The organism is Cellulomonas sp. PS-H5 (genome assembly GCF_019265565.1).
In the GTDB taxonomy this organism is placed as follows: domain Bacteria; phylum Actinomycetota; class Actinomycetes; order Actinomycetales; family Cellulomonadaceae; genus Cellulomonas.
This window is the reverse complement of sequence record NZ_JAHVCI010000045.1, coordinates 24,151-38,604: the sequence shown is the minus strand read 5'-3', so window position 1 is coordinate 38,604 and position 14,454 is coordinate 24,151. Positions and strand designations below refer to the sequence as shown.

General features: G+C 76.1%; 9 protein-coding genes. 6 read left to right on the top strand and 3 right to left on the bottom strand.

What is annotated here, in order from left to right:
* Positions 1 to 371: 371 nt before the first annotated feature.
* Entirely contained in the window at positions 372 to 3,104 is a 2,733-nt protein-coding gene (locus J5O08_RS15585; protein WP_218707816.1) for a beta-glucosidase, read from the bottom strand.
* 441 nt (positions 3,105 to 3,545) lie between these two features.
* Between J5O08_RS15585 and J5O08_RS15580 the strand changes: the two genes are divergently transcribed.
* The 4 genes from J5O08_RS15580 (at position 3,546) to J5O08_RS21370 (ending at position 8,992) form a co-directional block, all read left to right on the top strand.
* The gene (locus J5O08_RS15580; RefSeq protein WP_218707815.1) at positions 3,546 to 4,058 is read left to right on the top strand and encodes an aminoacyl-tRNA deacylase; all 513 of its coding nucleotides are present in this window, start codon (positions 3,546 to 3,548) and stop codon (positions 4,056 to 4,058) included.
* Between the two features lie 215 nt (positions 4,059 to 4,273).
* Entirely contained in the window at positions 4,274 to 4,633 is a 360-nt protein-coding gene (locus J5O08_RS15575) for an STAS domain-containing protein (protein ID WP_218707814.1), read from the top strand.
* 76 nt (positions 4,634 to 4,709) lie between these two features.
* On the top strand, positions 4,710 to 5,903 hold the full coding sequence (locus J5O08_RS15570; RefSeq protein WP_218707813.1) for an exonuclease SbcCD subunit D: 1,194 nt from the start codon (positions 4,710 to 4,712) through the stop codon (positions 5,901 to 5,903).
* Positions 5,903 to 8,992, top strand: coding sequence for an AAA family ATPase (locus J5O08_RS21370; RefSeq protein WP_218707812.1), 3,090 nt, complete (start codon positions 5,903 to 5,905; stop codon positions 8,990 to 8,992). The genes J5O08_RS15570 and J5O08_RS21370 overlap by 1 nt, the downstream gene beginning before the upstream one ends.
* Positions 8,993 to 9,086: 94 nt before the next feature.
* Here J5O08_RS21370 and J5O08_RS15560 read toward each other — a convergent pair whose 3' ends face one another.
* A complete protein-coding gene (locus J5O08_RS15560) occupies positions 9,087 to 9,530 on the bottom strand; it encodes a hypothetical protein (protein WP_147795158.1) in 444 nt (147 codons plus the stop codon).
* A 187-nt stretch (positions 9,531 to 9,717) separates the two neighbouring features.
* Between J5O08_RS15560 and J5O08_RS15555 the strand changes: the two genes are divergently transcribed.
* Both J5O08_RS15555 and J5O08_RS15550 read left to right on the top strand, forming a co-directional pair.
* Complete coding sequence (locus J5O08_RS15555; RefSeq protein WP_218707797.1) at positions 9,718 to 10,512, top strand: ABC transporter ATP-binding protein; 795 nt, start codon at positions 9,718 to 9,720, stop codon at positions 10,510 to 10,512.
* The gene (locus tag J5O08_RS15550) at positions 10,512 to 13,052 is read left to right on the top strand and encodes an ABC transporter permease (RefSeq protein WP_218707794.1); all 2,541 of its coding nucleotides are present in this window, start codon (positions 10,512 to 10,514) and stop codon (positions 13,050 to 13,052) included. The genes J5O08_RS15555 and J5O08_RS15550 overlap by 1 nt, the downstream gene beginning before the upstream one ends.
* Here the strand turns inward: J5O08_RS15550 and J5O08_RS15545 are convergent.
* On the bottom strand, positions 13,039 to 14,451 hold the full coding sequence (locus tag J5O08_RS15545) for a glucose-6-phosphate dehydrogenase (RefSeq protein WP_218707793.1): 1,413 nt from the start codon (positions 14,449 to 14,451) through the stop codon (positions 13,039 to 13,041). The genes J5O08_RS15550 and J5O08_RS15545 overlap by 14 nt on opposite strands.
* Between the last annotated feature and the right edge of the window lie 3 nt (positions 14,452 to 14,454).

The following is a 14,454-nucleotide window of genomic DNA, read 5'->3' as shown; positions in this document are numbered from 1 at the left end:
GTCGGGGCCGTCGGCCGCCCGGTCAACCGGGGGCTGGTCGTGGTGGCGCTGCTCCGGTGCGCGGCCGTCGCCGGCGGGCCGCCGCCCGCGGCCGCCGCGTCGCCGCCGGGGACGCCCGGGTGCGGCGTCGCCGCCGTCGCCGCTCGCGGGACGAGGGGCGGGGGCGGGGCTGGTGGGGTCGGCGGCTGTCATCGGCGGTCCATTGTCACCGCACGGCCCCGGGTGACGCGATCTCGATTCGCGCAGGGCGATCACGCGCCACCCCCGTCGCACCCGGACGCCGAGATAGGGCCCCCGTGCCGAGGTAGGACCGTGGACGGTCCTACCTCGTGCCGGAGGCCCTATCTCGACCTCGGAGGGACCCGGGCGACTCAGCGCACGATCGCGTCCGAGATCGCCAGGGTGCCGCGGAGCCGGATGTCGTCCGACGCCGCTCCCACCAGCACGGGGATGGTGCCGGTCGGGGTGCGCCAGGCGTCGAGGTCGACGTCCCAGTAGGACAGCGACTCCGGGCTGAGCGTCACGGTGACGGTCTGCGTCTGCCCCGGCGCGAGCGTCGCGGTGTCGAACCCGGCCAGGCTGATCGGGGCGCTGCTGACCCGGCGGGTCGGCAGGTTCCCGACGTAGACCTGGACGGTCTCGGTGCCGGCGACCGTGCCGGTGTTGGTCACGTCGACCGTGGCCTGCAGCTGCGAGCCGCCGTCGGCGCCGGGGACGACCGCGGTGCGCAGGTTCGCGTACTGGTAGGTCGTGTACGACAGGCCGTGCCCGAAGGCGTACTGCGGCGTGATCCCGTTCTCCGCGTACCCGCGGTAGCCGACGAAGATGCCCTCGCTGAACTGCTGGTCCAGCCCGTCGCCCGGGTACTGCGACGGGTCGCTGACCGGCGTGGAGGCCTCGTCGACCGGGATGGTCACCGGCAGCCGGCCGGACGGGTTGACGTCGCCGAACAGGATGCCGGCGACCGCCGCCCCCTGCTCCTGCCCGCCGAACCAGTTGTGCAGCACGGCGCCCACGCCGCCGTCCCAGTCGGACGTCTGCACGACGCTGCCGACCTCGAGCACGACGATCGTGCGCGGGTTGGCCGCTGCGACCTGGCGGATCAGCTCCGCCTGCCCGTTCGGCAGGTCGAGGCTCGGCCGGTCGCCGCCCTCGGAGGAGTAGTCCCGCACGACGACGACCGCCGCCTGCGCGGACCGCGCCGCCTGCGCGGCCGCCTGGACGCTCGGGGTCACGACCGGCTCCGGCGGGGTCCAGCCCAGCTTGAACACGGCTCCGGCGTCGGTCCCGCCGGGGGAGTCGTTCGTGTACTCGGCCCGCAGGACGTAGGTCTGACCGGCGACGAGGTCCACCGGCGCCGTGGTCACGGCGGCGGGGTCGCCGGACGGCCCGGTGGTGAGCACCGGCTGGTCGTCGAGGAAGACGGTGCTGGTGCCGTTGGTCGTGGCGGCGAGCTCGTACGTGCCGCTGACCGGGGCGGTGAGCGTGCCGGTCCAGCGGATCGACGCGTTGTGGTTGTTGTCCTGCAGCGGGAAGTGCGGCGACTGCGAGTTCAGCCCCTCGAACAGGTAGAACCCGCCGTTGATGCCGACGTACGGCTCGGTGCGGTCCACCGCGGGGGCGCCCGACAGGTCGTCGCTGTCGAAGTACTCGACGCGGACGCCGGCCCCGTCGCCGAGGGCGGAGGTGAGGAAGTCGGACGGGATCGGGTCCGGCCCCGCCAGCAGCGAGGTGGAGGTGACGGGGTCGTTCCCCGGCGTGTGCGTGACGGTCACGCCGGCGGCCGCCCGGTCCTGGATGCCCTGCAGCGGGCTGATCGTCCGCGTCGGGTTCACCAGCGAGGAGCCGCCGCCCTGGACGACGACGTCGGCGTCGGCGCCGATCACGGCGATCGACCCGACGCCCGGGCCCAGCGGCAGCGCGCCGTCGTTCTTCAGCAGCACCGAGGCCCGCTCGGACACCTGGCGGGCGAAGGCCGAGTTGGCGTCCTCGGGCAGCGGGCTGATGGTCGGCGGGTTGTCGAACAGACCGAGCGCGACCATCGGGCGCAGGATCCGCAGCACCGCGTCGTCGATCCGCGACGTCGGGACCTGACCCGCGCGCACCGCGTCGAGCAGCGGCCCGCAGAAGAAGCAGTCGCCGGGCCCGACCTCGGGGGTGACGTTGCCGGGCATCTCCTGGTCCATCCCCGCCAGGACCGCCTGCACCGTGCTCGGCGTGGCGCCGTAGTCGCTCATCACCCAGCCCTGGAACCCGAGCTGCTGCTTGAGGATCTGGTTGAGGGTCTCGTCGTTCTCGCAGCCGCGGACGCCGTTGATGCCGTTGAACGAGCACATCGCCGACCCGGCGCGGCCCTCGTCCTGGGCGATCGCGAACGGCCGCGTGTAGATCTCCTGCAGCGTCCGCTCGTCGAGGACGGCGTTGCCGCCGATCAGCCGGTTCTGCTCCTGCGTGTAGACGTTGTAGTGCTTGAGGTCGGCGATCACCGGGTTCGACTGGATGCCGCGCACCTCCGCGGCGGCCATGTCCCCGGACAGCAGCGGGTCCTCGCCGAAGCCCTCGAAGTTGCGGCCGCCCTGCGGGACGCGCCCGATGTCGAGCGCCGGGCCCAGCAGCACGTTGTGCCCCGTGCGGTGCGCCTCGTCGCCGGCCAGCCGCCCGTACTCCTGCGCGACCGAGGCGTCCCACGTCGCGGCCAGGGCCAGCGGCGAGGGCAGCTGCGTCGACAGCTTCCCGTTCACGTCGGGGTTGGCGATCCGCACGCCCGCCGTCCCGTCGGCCATGGTCAGGGCCGGGATGCCGACCCGCTCGATCGGGGCGTTGTAGAAGCCGAAGAAGTTGTTCAGCTCCCCGTGCATCATGTTGACCTTCTCGTCGAGGGTCATCCGCCGCAGGATCGCCCGCGCGCGGGCGGTGTCGTCCGGCGACTCGTCCCACCAGAAGTCCGACGGGAACGACTGCGCCTCCTGCAGGGCCTCGGTGACCGCGGTCTCCACCGCGGGGTCGTCGTCGGGAGAGGCCGCCGCGGCGGCTCCGACCGGGACTGTCAGCGCCAGTGCCGCGAGGAGCGCGGGCACGCTGGCGCGCCGGGTACGTGGGTGCATCGTCGAACCCCCTGGATCACGGGTCGCCCGCACGTCCCGCGGGCGTCGTCGCCTGGTCGGGTCAGTAGGTCACCCGTTCGGGTGAGGGTCAAGGGGTGGGTGCCGGGGGCAACCGGGGGTGGGAGCGGCGTGCCGGGCGGCGGCGGGCGACTGACCACCGGGGTCGCCGGGACCGGCGCCTCGGACCGCCTGGCGAGGCCGCTCCGGCGCGTGGCCGGGCGGTCCGCTCACCGGACGGATGCGGGTCACGGGGTGGACGCGCGCTGCGGGGCCGGTCGGCCGGTGCGCGGTCTGTGCGCGCCCTGACCTGCGTCGCCACGCCGGCCGCGATCGAAAGGCGGTGAGGGGCGAACCGCGCGACCACCTCGCTGACCTGGTGAGCAGCGGCGTGGAGCGCCGTGCCGCGCGCCCCTGTCGGACCCGGCTCGTAGGGTGGCGGGCATGACGAGCGAGCAGGACCACGGCGCGGCCACCGAGGGCGAGCGGCGCGCCGCCCAGGCGCTCGCGGACGCGGGCATCGCGCACGAGATCGTCCGGCGCGGCCCGGTGCGCTCCCTCGCCGAGGCGGCCGCGGCCCGTGGCATCGACCCGTCGGGCATCGTCAAGACGCTGGTCGTGCGGCGCGGCGACGACGACTACCTGTTCGTGCTCGTCCCCGGCGACCGCACGATCTCGTGGCCCAAGCTGCGTGCGCTGCTCGGCGTGAGCCGGATGTCGATGCCGGACGCGGCGACCGCCAAGGAGGTCACCGGGTACGAGCGCGGCACCATCACGCCGTTCGGCTCGCTGCGCGCCTGGCCGGTGGTGGCCGACGAGCGGGTGCTCGGCCGCCCCGCGTCCATCGGCGGGGGCGGGCACGGCGTCGGCGCCCGGGTCGACGGCGACGACCTCGTCCGGGCGCTGGACGCCACCGTGGCGGACGTCACCGAGCCGATGCCCGACGGCGCGGCCTGAAGCGCCAGTCGCCATCATCCCGACCGGACGGTCAAGGTTCGGTCAAGGTCGCCCCCCGGGATCGGGAACGAAGCAGGGGACGGGCGCGTTGTCCGGGACGGAGCACGCGCTGGTCGCGCCTCCCGCGGACCCCGGGGCAGGGCGCTCGGCATGCGCGCGCGACGCCGGGGGTCCATGATCGGGCGGCCCCACGCAGACTTGGAGAGAACGAGGACATGAACCTGACCGAGGATCCCACCCCCGTCGGGGGGATCGACGTGACCGCCGCGCACGGGCGCACGGTGGTCCGGCTGTGGGGCGAGGTCGACGGTGCGCTGCGGGCCGAGGCCAGCACGTCGATGGCGCAGGCGCTCGCGAGCACCGCGCCGATCGTGGTCGACGCGACCGACGTGACGTTCATCGACTCGTCCGGCCTCGCGTTCGTGCTGCAGCTCAACCTGGCCGCCGGCGAGACCGCGCAGGGGCTCACGCTGCGCGACCCGCACCGCCAGCTGCTGGAGAAGCTCGACATGCTGGGCATGGCCGGGGAGTTCGCCCCCGAGCCCGACGCCGCGCCGGAGCGCGCGATCGCCTGACGGCCGCCACGCCCGTCGTCCACAGGCGACGCCCGCGGTGCGCGGGGATGTCGGTGCCGGCGGCTAGTTTCGAGGCATGCGGCTCCTGCACACCTCCGACTGGCACCTGGGCCGCACCCTGCACGGCGTCGACCTGACGGCGCACCAGCAGGCCTTCCTCGACCACCTGGTCGAGGTGGTCCGCGAGGAGCGCGTGGACGCGGTGCTCGTCGCGGGCGATGTGTACGACCGCGCGATCCCGCCGGTCGAGTCGGTGGCCCAGCTGTCCGACGCGCTCCGGCGGCTGTCCGAGCATGCCGCGGTCGTGGTGACCCCCGGCAACCACGACTCGGCGATCCGGCTCGGCTTCGGCGCAGATCTCATGCAGGACCGGGTCCGGGTGCTCGCGCGCCTCGACGACCTGGCCCGGCCGGTGGTCCTGCCGGGCGACGGGCACGACGTCCTGGTCTACGGCCTGCCGTACCTCGACCCCGACGCGGCCCGGCACGCGCTCGCGGCCCCCGGCGCGGGCACGCCGCTGCCGCGCTCGCACGCCGCCGTGCTCGGCGCCGCGATGGACCGGGTCCGCGCCGACCTGGCCGCGCGCGCGACCGAGGCCGCAGGCGCCGGTCGGGGCGCGCCCCGCTCCGTGGTGCTCGCGCACGCGTTCGTCGTGGGCGGCGCCGCCAGCGAGTCGGAGCGTGACATCCGGGTGGGCGGGGTCGACCACGCGCCGGCCTCCGTGTTCGGGGGCGTCGACTACGTCGCGCTCGGCCACCTGCACGGCCCCCAGCGCGTCGGCGACGGCGCCGGCGCGACGGTGCTGCGGTACTCCGGGTCGCCGCTCGCGTACTCGTTCTCGGAGGCCCGGCACGCGAAGTCCACGGTGCTGGTCGACCTCGGCCCGTCCGGTCTGCCGGACGTCCGCCTGGTCCCGGCCCCCGTGCCGCGCCGGCTCACCGACCTGACCGGGCCGCTCGACGACCTGCTCGGCGCCACCGGCGAGTCGCACCTCGACGACTGGGTCCGCGTCACCGTCACCGACACGCACCGCCCCGGCGACCTGTACCGCCGCGTCCGGGCCCGGTTCCCGCACGCGCTGGTGGTGCAGCACCAGCCGCCGGCGCGCGACGCGGGCCCGCGGGCCGCCGAGGTGACGGCCGCGCGCGACCCGCTGGAGGTCGCCGCGGAGTTCGTGCAGCACGTGAGCGGGTCCCGGCCGACCGACGCCGAGGCCGCGGTGCTGCGTCGCGCCTACGAGCAGGTCGTCGCCGCGGAGCGGAGCGCCTGATGCGGCTGCACACCCTGACCATCCAGGCGGTCGGCCCGTTCGCCGGGCGGCACACCGTCGACTTCGCCGCTCTCTCCGCCGGGGGCCTGTTCCTGCTCGAGGGGCCGACCGGTGCCGGGAAGTCGACGGTCATCGACGCCGTGGTGTTCGCGCTCTACGGCAAGGTCGCGTCGGCGTCGGCGAGCGAGGACCGGCTGCGCTCGGCGTTCGCCGCGGACGACGTCGAGACGGTCGTCGACCTGGTGTTCGAGACCGGGTCCGGCGTGTACCGGGTGCGGCGGACACCGGCCTACGAGCGCGCCAAGAAGCGCGGGACCGGCCGCGCCAAGCAGCAGGCGACCGTGAAGCTCTGGCGGCTCACCGCGGCACCCGAGGGCCCCGCCCCGGACCGGGAGGACGTCGACGCCGGGGACCCGCCCGGCGAGCTGCTCTCGACCCGACTCGACGAGGCCGGCGCCGAGCTCACCCGGGTCGTCGGCCTGGACCGCGCCCAGTTCGTGCAGACCATGGTGCTGCCCCAGGGCGAGTTCGCCGCGTTCCTGCGGGCCGACCCCGAGCAGCGCCGGGGGCTGCTGCAGCGCATCTTCGGCACCGAGGTCTACGAGCGGGTGCAGCAGCGCCTCGACGAGCTGCGCCGCGAGTCCCAGCGCGTCGTGACCGAAGCCCGGACCGAGGTGCAGGAGCGCACCGCGCGGTTCGCCGGCGCGTCCGCCGCCGACGAGGACGGGGTCCTCGCCCTGCGCACCGCAGCCGCGGAGGACACCGCCGAGCTCGGGTCCCTGGTCGCCGACCGGCTCGCCGCCCTGCGGGCGCACGAGGACGCGGTCCGCGCGGCCGCCGACGCGGCCAACCGGCGGGTCACCGAGGCGCGCGCGGCGGCCGACGGCGCCGGCGCCCGGCTGCGGCTGGTCCGGCGCCGAGCGGCGTTGGAGGAGGAGCGCGCCCGGTTGGCCGACGCGGCCGAGCAGCACGCCGCCGACGTGGCCCGCGTGGACCGCGCGCGCCGCGCCGCCGTGGCCCGGCCGGTGCTGCGCGGGCTCGACGACGCCCGCGGGGCCCTCGCCGGCGCGGACAAGGAGCTGCGCGCCGCGCTCGACGCCGCCCCGGCCGGGCTCGCCCCCGCCGACCCCGAGGCCGCGCTCGCCGACGCCGGCCTGCCCGCGGCGCTCGCCGGGGTGCGGGAGGCGGCCGCCGCGCAGGTCGCGACCCTGACCCGCGTCGTCGGGATGGAGCGCGCGCTTCCCCAGCGGGCCCGCGACCGGGACCGGCTCCGCGAGGTGCAGGCCGTGCGGACCCGCACGATGGCGGAGGCCGACGACCTGCTCGCGGTGCGCCCGGAGGGCCGGGCCGCGCTCGTGGCCGACCTGGACGCGGCCGTCGCGCTCGCCGCGACGGCCCCGACCCGCGCCCGCGACCTCGCCGACGCCGAGGCCGTGGCCGCGGCCGTGCGGGACCTGGGTGCGGCCGAGGCCGAGCTCGCCGCCGCCACCGCCGCCCGCGCATCCGCGGCGCACGCCGCCGTCGCCGCGGTCGAGGAGGAGTCGCACCTGCGCCGCGCCCGGCTCGCCGGGTTCGCCGGCGAGCTCGCCGCCGGCCTCGCGCCGGGGGAGCCCTGCCCCGTCTGCGGCGGCACCGAGCACCCGCACCCCGCGCCGGCCGGCGACGAGCCGGTGTCGGAGGAGGACGTCGCGGCCGCCGAGGACGCCCGCCGGGCCGCCGAGGACGCCGTGCGCGCCGCCGAGGCCCGCGTGGTCGGCCGGACCGAGCGCTGCGCCGCGCTCCGCGAGCGGACCGGCGGTCTGCGCGCCGACCAGGGCGCCGTCGCCGCTGCGGCGGTCGACGCCGCGCGCGCCGAGCTCACCGCGGCACGGGACGCCGAGGCCGCCCGCGAGCGGCTCCGCGCGGACGTCGCGGAGCACGACCGCGTCACCGACGACCTGCGGCTGACCCGCGCCGCGCTCGGGGAGGAGCACGTCGCCGCCGGGCACGCCCTCGCCCGGGTGGAGGACGAGCTCGCGCGCGACGCCGCCGAGGTCGAGGCCGCGCGGGACGGGCACCCCACGGTCCTTGCCCGGCAGGGCGCCGAGCAGGCCCGCGTCGACGCGGCCGACGGCCTGCTCGCGGCGCTGGACCGGCGCGCGGCCGCCGCCCGCACCGTGGCCGACCGGGTCGCCGAGGTCGCCCGCGTGCTCGCCGAGCAGGACCTCGGGGACGAGGACGCCGCCCGCGCCGCGCTCGCCGAGGCCGCCGACGTGGCTGCGGCCGAGCGCGCGGTGGAGGCGTACCGCACCGCCGTGGCGCGGGTGGAGCAGGGGCTCCGGGACCCGGAGCTCGCCGACCTCGCCGCCGGGGACCCGCACGCGCTCGCCACCGAGGTGGCGGAGCTCGAGCAGGCGCTCGCCGACGCCGTGGGGGCCGCCGACGCCGCCGGTGCGCTGCTGGGCTCCGTCCGCGACCGGGCGGCGCGCGCCGCGGACGCCGCCCGGCACGTGACGGAGTCCGCCGCCGCGCTCGCCGCGGCCGAGCAGGAGGCCGCGCCGGTCACCCGCATGGCCCGGCTCGCCGGCGGCGCGGACAGCGACAACGCCCGCGCCCTGTCGCTCGCGACCTACGTACTCGTCCGCCGGTTCGAGGACGTCGTCGCCGCCGCGAACGACCGGCTGCGCGAGATGTCCGACGGCCGGTACGAGCTGGAGCGCAGCGACGAGCGCGAGGACGTGCGCACCCGGCGCACCGGGCTGGCGATGCGCGTGGTGGACCACACGACGGGCGCCGCTCGCGACCCCCGCACGCTGTCCGGGGGCGAGACGTTCTACGTGTCGCTGTGCCTCGCGCTCGGCATGGCCGACGTCGTCACCGCGGAGGCGGGCGGCGTCGAGCTGGGCACGCTGTTCATCGACGAGGGCTTCGGCACGCTCGACCCGCACACGCTCGACGCCGTGCTCGGCGAGCTCGGGAAGCTGCGCGCCGGCGGCCGGGTCGTCGGAGTGGTGTCGCACGTCGAGGCGCTCAAGCAGGCGGTCGCGGAGCGGATCGAGGTGCGCCGGCGGACCGACGGGTCGAGCACGCTCACGGTCGTCGCCGGCTGAGGCGCCCGGGATGCCCGGTCTCCCGCCGCCGCGCTGCGGGACCGGCCGCGCCGCGCCGCGGGACCGGCCGCGCCTCACCACACCCAGCCGCGCCTCACCACGTCCACCCGCGCGACGCCAGCTCCACCTCCTCGCGCATCCGCTCCCACGGGTCGCCCTTCGCCCGCGGCAGCACCTCGACCCCCGCGAGCCGGCACGCCTCGGCGAGCAGCGCGTCGTAGGCGAGCTGGCTCGCGATGATCCGCTCCGCCCGGGCCCAGGCGTGCGCGTCCTCCTCGAGCCGCCGCAGGTGGTCCGCCACGATCCCGAGCCGGACCTGCACGTGCAGGGCGTCGAACGGGTCGGGCGGCGGGGGCGCGCCGTGCCGGCCGTGCCGCACCCGGGTGGCGACCCGGTCGAGCAGCCCGGCCACCCGGGCTCGACGGCGTTCGCGCGCAGCGCGCCGCCGCGGCGACGACTCCGCCCCCGGGATCAGCCTGAGCACGACGGCGAACGTCAGCGCCGGCAGCACGAGCCAGAGCACCAGCCACCACGCCATCGGAGCACCTCGCCACCAGCCTAGGCCGCGGGTGTGACGCGCGCCACACTCGGGCCGCGTCGGGACCTCCGTCCCTCGGGGGCGGGATCAGGGACGGACCAGGGTGCTCCCGGATGCCCGTGTGCGAGGTGAGGGCGGGACGATCCACAGGTTGGCAGGGGAGCGATCACGACCAGGGATGGGGATCATGGCCACGAACGACGGCACGCCGATCGCGAGCGCGCGCGGTCTGGTGAAGACGTACGGCACGGGCGAGGCGGCGGTGCGGGCGCTCGACGGCGTCGACGTGGACTTCGCCCGCGGGGAGCTCACCGCGATCATGGGCCCGTCCGGGTCCGGGAAGTCGACCCTGATGCACTGCATGGCGGGCCTGGACCGCGGGGACGCCGGCACCGTGGTGGTGGACGGCCTCGAGGTCAGCGCGATGAACGAGCGGAAGCTGACCCGGCTGCGCCGCGACCACCTCGGCTTCGTGTTCCAGGCGTTCAACCTGGTCCCCACCCTGACGGCGCTGGAGAACATCACGCTGCCGCTGGACATCGCGCGCCGCCCGGTCGACCGGGCGCACCTGGACGCCGTCGTGCAGGCCGTGGGCCTGGCGGACCGGCTGGGGCACAAGCCGACGGAGCTCTCGGGGGGTCAGCAGCAGCGCGTGGCCTGCGCGCGCGCCCTGGTGTCGCGGCCCTCGGTGGTGTTCGCGGACGAGCCGACCGGCAACCTCGACTCGACATCGTCCGGCGAGGTGCTGGGCTTCCTGCGCCGCTCGGTCGACGACCTGGGCCAGTCCGTCGTCATGGTGACCCACGACCCGACCGCGGCGTCCTACGCGCACCGGGTGCTGTTCCTCGCGGACGGGCGCCTGGTCGGCGAGCTCACCGACCCCACCCCGGACTCCGTCCTCGCCGCGCTCGCGGCCCTGCGCCCGGCCCCGGCCGGTGCCGCCGCGCCGGTCGCCGTCGCGGCCGCCGACGGGTCGCGCTGATGCTGCGGGTGGCGCTGCGCGGCATCCGCGCCCACCTCGTCCGGTTCCTGCTCTCCCTGCTGGCGGTCGCCCTGGGCGTCGCCTTCGTCGCGGGCACGTTCTCGCTCCGCACGATGATGTCGAGCACCTTCGACGGCATCGTCGACGCCGGCACCCCCGGCGACGCCTACGTCCGCGCGGAGCCCGCCGAGGGCGCGTCGGTGGTCGAGGGCACCACGGCCGGGCCGGCGGTGCCGATGACGCTCGCGGACGAGATCGCCGCCCTCGACGGGGTCGCCCACGCGATCCCCGAGGCGCAGGGCTCGATCGTCCTGGTCGGGGCGGACGGGACCGCCGTGCAGAGCACCCAGGCGCCGAGCCTGGTGTTCTCCTACTTGCCGGACGACCCGTCGCTCGACGTGGTCGAGGGCCGCGGACCGGAGCGCCCGGGCGAGATCGCGCTCGAGACGGCCACGCTGGCGTCCTCGGGCCTCGAGGTCGGCGACACCACGCAGGTGGTCCTCGGCGGGCAGCTGTCGGACGCCGAGGTCGTGGGCCGGTTCGACATGGGCGCGCCCATGGCCGGCGCGACGCTCGTGGTGGTCGACCCGGGCACGGGCTACGCGCTGTTCGCGCCCGACGGCGACGTCGCGGACATCGCGGTCTACGCCGAGGACGGCACCACGCCGGCCGAGCTCGTCGACGCCGTCGCCCCGCTCGTCCCCGGCGACCTGCAGGTCGTCACCGGGCAGGAGCTGCGCGACGAGAACAAGGACGCCATCGGCGAGATGCTCGGCTTCATCACCACGTTCCTGCTGGTGTTCGCCGCGATCGCGCTGTTCGTGGGCGCGTTCATCATCTCCAACACCTTCGCGATGTCGGTCCGGCAGCGGATGCGCGAGTTCGCGCTGCTCCGCGCGGTCGGCGCCTCGCCGGCGCAGGTGTTCACCTCGATCCTCGTGCAGGCGGCGGTCGTCGGCCTGATCGGCTCCGCCCTCGGCATCGCCGGCGGGCTCGGCCTGGTGCAGGGGCTCAAGTCCGTCTTCGAGGCGATGGGCATGGACCTGGCCGGGGACATCCCGGTCGACGGCGCGACGATCGGTGTCTCGCTGGTCGTCGGGACCGTGGTCAGCGTCCTCGCGGCCGCCGTGCCCGCACGCCGCGCCGCCCTGGTGCCGCCGGTCGAGGCCATGCGCGACGACGTGGCGGTGCCCGAGCGCTCGATCCGGGTGCGCGCGGTGCTCGGGACGCTCCTCACGGGGCTCGGCGTCGCGGCGGTGCTCGCCGCCGTGCTGAACACCGGCGAGGAGACGCTGGACGCCGTGCTCGGCGCCGGCGCCGCCGCGGTCCTGGTCGGCGTGCTCATGCTGGCGCCGAGCCTCGCGCGGACCGTCGTCGGGGCGCTCGCGTGGCCGTTCGTGCGGCTGCTGCGGCCCGTCGGCCGGCTGGCGCGCGGGAACGTGGTGCGCAACCCGCGCCGCACCGCCAACACGGCCGGTGCGCTGATGATCGGCATGGCGCTGGTCGGGGGCGTGTCCGTGATCGCGACCTCCGCGCAGGCCTCGGTCGCCGGGGTCGTCGAGTCGCAGCTGCACGCCGACGTGGTGCTGCAGTCCGCCACCCGGGACCTCCCGAAGGGCGCGATCGCCGACGCCGACGCGCTGCCCGAGGTCGGCGGCACGGCGGCGTTCGCGTTCGCCCCGCTCGAGGTGTCCTCGGACGGCGACGGGTCCGGGACGCAGATCGTCGCGGGCGTCCGCGACGACCTGTTCGACCGGACGATCGAGGCGACGACGATCGACGGGGACCTCGCGTCGCTCGCGGACGGCGAGGCGGCCGTCCAGGAGGACCCGGCGAAGGAGCAGGGCTGGGCCGTCGGGGACACCCTGCGGATCGCCGGCGCGACGGGACCCCGGGACGTGACGGTCGGCGCGGTGTTCACGACCAACGTGATCGGCGCCCCGGTGGTCGTCGGCACCGAGGTGCTGGACGCCCTGGTGCCGCCCGAGCAGCAGATGGTCGACCTGCTGGCGGTCGACGCCGCCTCCGGGGTGGGGGTCGACGAGCTGAAGGACGCCGTCACCGCGGCGGTGGCGCCCTACGTCGTCGTCTCGGTGCTGACCCAGGACGAGTTCGTCTCGAACCTCGCCGACCAGGTCAACCAGGTCCTCGTGATCCTGTACGCGCTCCTCGGCCTGTCCGTGGTGATCGCGGTGCTGGGCATCGTGAACACGCTCGCGCTGTCCGTGATCGAGCGCACCCGGGAGATCGGACTGCTTCGGGCCGTCGGCCTGGGCCGGCTCCAGCTCGCGGGGACGGTGACCGTCGAGTCCGTGCTGACCGCGGTGTTCGGCACCGTCGTCGGCCTGGTGGTCGGGGTGGCGCTCGCCTCCGCCCTGCCGTCGGTGTACGCCGACGACGGCCTGTCCGAGCTGGTGATCCCCTGGGGGAACCTGGTGGGCATGCTCGGGCTGGCCGTCGTCGTCGGGGTGCTGGCCGCGCTGTGGCCCGGCACCCGGGCGGCCCGGATGCGGGTGCTGGACGCCGTCAGCTACGAGTGAGGACCCACCCGTCCGGGCCGGCGAGGTCGTCGGCCCGGGCGGGACCCCACGAACCCGGCTCGTACGGTTCGGGCTCGGGCCGGTCCGGGCCGAGCAGCGGGGCGAACGCCCGCCAGGCCGCCTCGAGCCCGTGCGGCGTCGTGAACAGCGTCCGGTCGCCCACCAGCACGTCGTGCAGCAGGGAGGCGTACGGCGCGAGCGGGTCGCCGGGCTCGACGTCGTCCAGCCCGAGCGAGGCCGTCCCGGTGGCGAGCCGCAGGTCGGGCCCGGGCTGCTTCACGGTCGTCGTGATGTCGATGGCGCCGTCGCCCGCGAGCGACAGGCTGATCCGGCCCGGCCCCGCCGGCTCGCCGAACAGCTCGTCGGGCGTCCTCAGCACGAGCGTGACCCGCTGCGCCGACACCGCCATGCGCTTGCCGGTCCGCAGCAGGAACGGCACACCGCGCCAGCGGTCGTTGTCCACCCACAGCCGCGCGGCGACGAACGTGTCCGTCGTCGAGTCGTCGGCGATGCCGTCGATGTCCCGGTAGCCGTCGAACTGGCCCAGGACGACCTCGGCGGGGTCGAGCGGCCGGAAGCAGCCGATCACGGCCTCGCGCGCCGTCGCCAGGTGGTCCGCGTCGAGCGCGGCCGGCGGCTCCATCGCGACCTCGGCCGCGATCTGGAACAGGTGCGTGACCAGCATGTCCAGGGCGGCGCCGGTCTCGTCGTAGAAGTCCGCGCGGTCGGCCACGTCCAGCGTCTCGGGGACGTCGACCTGCACCTGCGCGACGTGCCGCCGGTTCCACACCCCGCCGAACAGCTCGTTGCCGAACCGGAGCACGTGCAGGTTCTGGGTCGCCTCCTTGCCGAGGAAGTGGTCGATCCGGAACACCTGGCCCTCGTCGAGCACCTCGTGCACCAGGGCGTCGAGCTCCTCGAACGACTCCGGCGAGGTGCCGTACGGCTTCTCGTAGACCACCCGGGCGCCCTCGGCCAGCCCGTGCGCGCGCAGGGCGCGGGTCGTCGGGGCGAACGCCGACGGCGGGACCGCCAGGTAGTGCACGACGGTGACGTCGCGGTCGTCGTCGCCCGCCAGCGTGCGCCGGGCGTCGTGGATCGCGTCCACCAGCTCGCCGGGCTCGTCCTCGGTGAACGTCGTCGCGTAGGACACGTGGCCGTCGAGCGCGTCCGCGTGCCCGGGCTCGCCGTGCTCCTCGAGCGAGTCGCGGACCAGATCGGCGAGCTCGTCGTCGCCGATCGGCTTGCGGCCCGTGCCGATGAGCGCCCAGCGCTCCGGCAGCAGCCCGCGCGTCGCGAGCTGGGCGAGCCCCGGGTAGACCATGCGCTCCGCCAGGTCGCCGCGGGCGCCGTGCAGGACGAACAGGACCGGCGTCTCGACCGGCGTCGTGGGTGCCATGCC

Bases quoted from the DNA above. Each gene is read 5' to 3' on its own strand.
- J5O08_RS21370 (WP_218707812.1), top strand. From the start codon at position 5,903: ATGCGGCTGCACACCCTGACCATCCAGGCGGTCGGCCCGTTCGCCGGG.
- J5O08_RS15585 (WP_218707816.1), bottom strand. From the start codon at position 3,104: ATGCACCCACGTACCCGGCGCGCCAGCGTGCCCGCGCTCCTCGCGGCA.
- J5O08_RS15575 (WP_218707814.1), top strand. From the start codon at position 4,274: ATGAACCTGACCGAGGATCCCACCCCCGTCGGGGGGATCGACGTGACC.
- J5O08_RS15570 (WP_218707813.1), top strand. From the start codon at position 4,710: ATGCGGCTCCTGCACACCTCCGACTGGCACCTGGGCCGCACCCTGCAC.
- J5O08_RS15580 (WP_218707815.1), top strand. From the start codon at position 3,546: ATGACGAGCGAGCAGGACCACGGCGCGGCCACCGAGGGCGAGCGGCGC.
- J5O08_RS15550 (WP_218707794.1), top strand. From the start codon at position 10,512: ATGCTGCGGGTGGCGCTGCGCGGCATCCGCGCCCACCTCGTCCGGTTC.
- J5O08_RS15560 (WP_147795158.1), bottom strand. From the start codon at position 9,530: ATGGCGTGGTGGCTGGTGCTCTGGCTCGTGCTGCCGGCGCTGACGTTC.
- J5O08_RS15555 (WP_218707797.1), top strand. From the start codon at position 9,718: ATGGCCACGAACGACGGCACGCCGATCGCGAGCGCGCGCGGTCTGGTG.
- J5O08_RS15545 (WP_218707793.1), bottom strand. From the start codon at position 14,451: ATGGCACCCACGACGCCGGTCGAGACGCCGGTCCTGTTCGTCCTGCAC.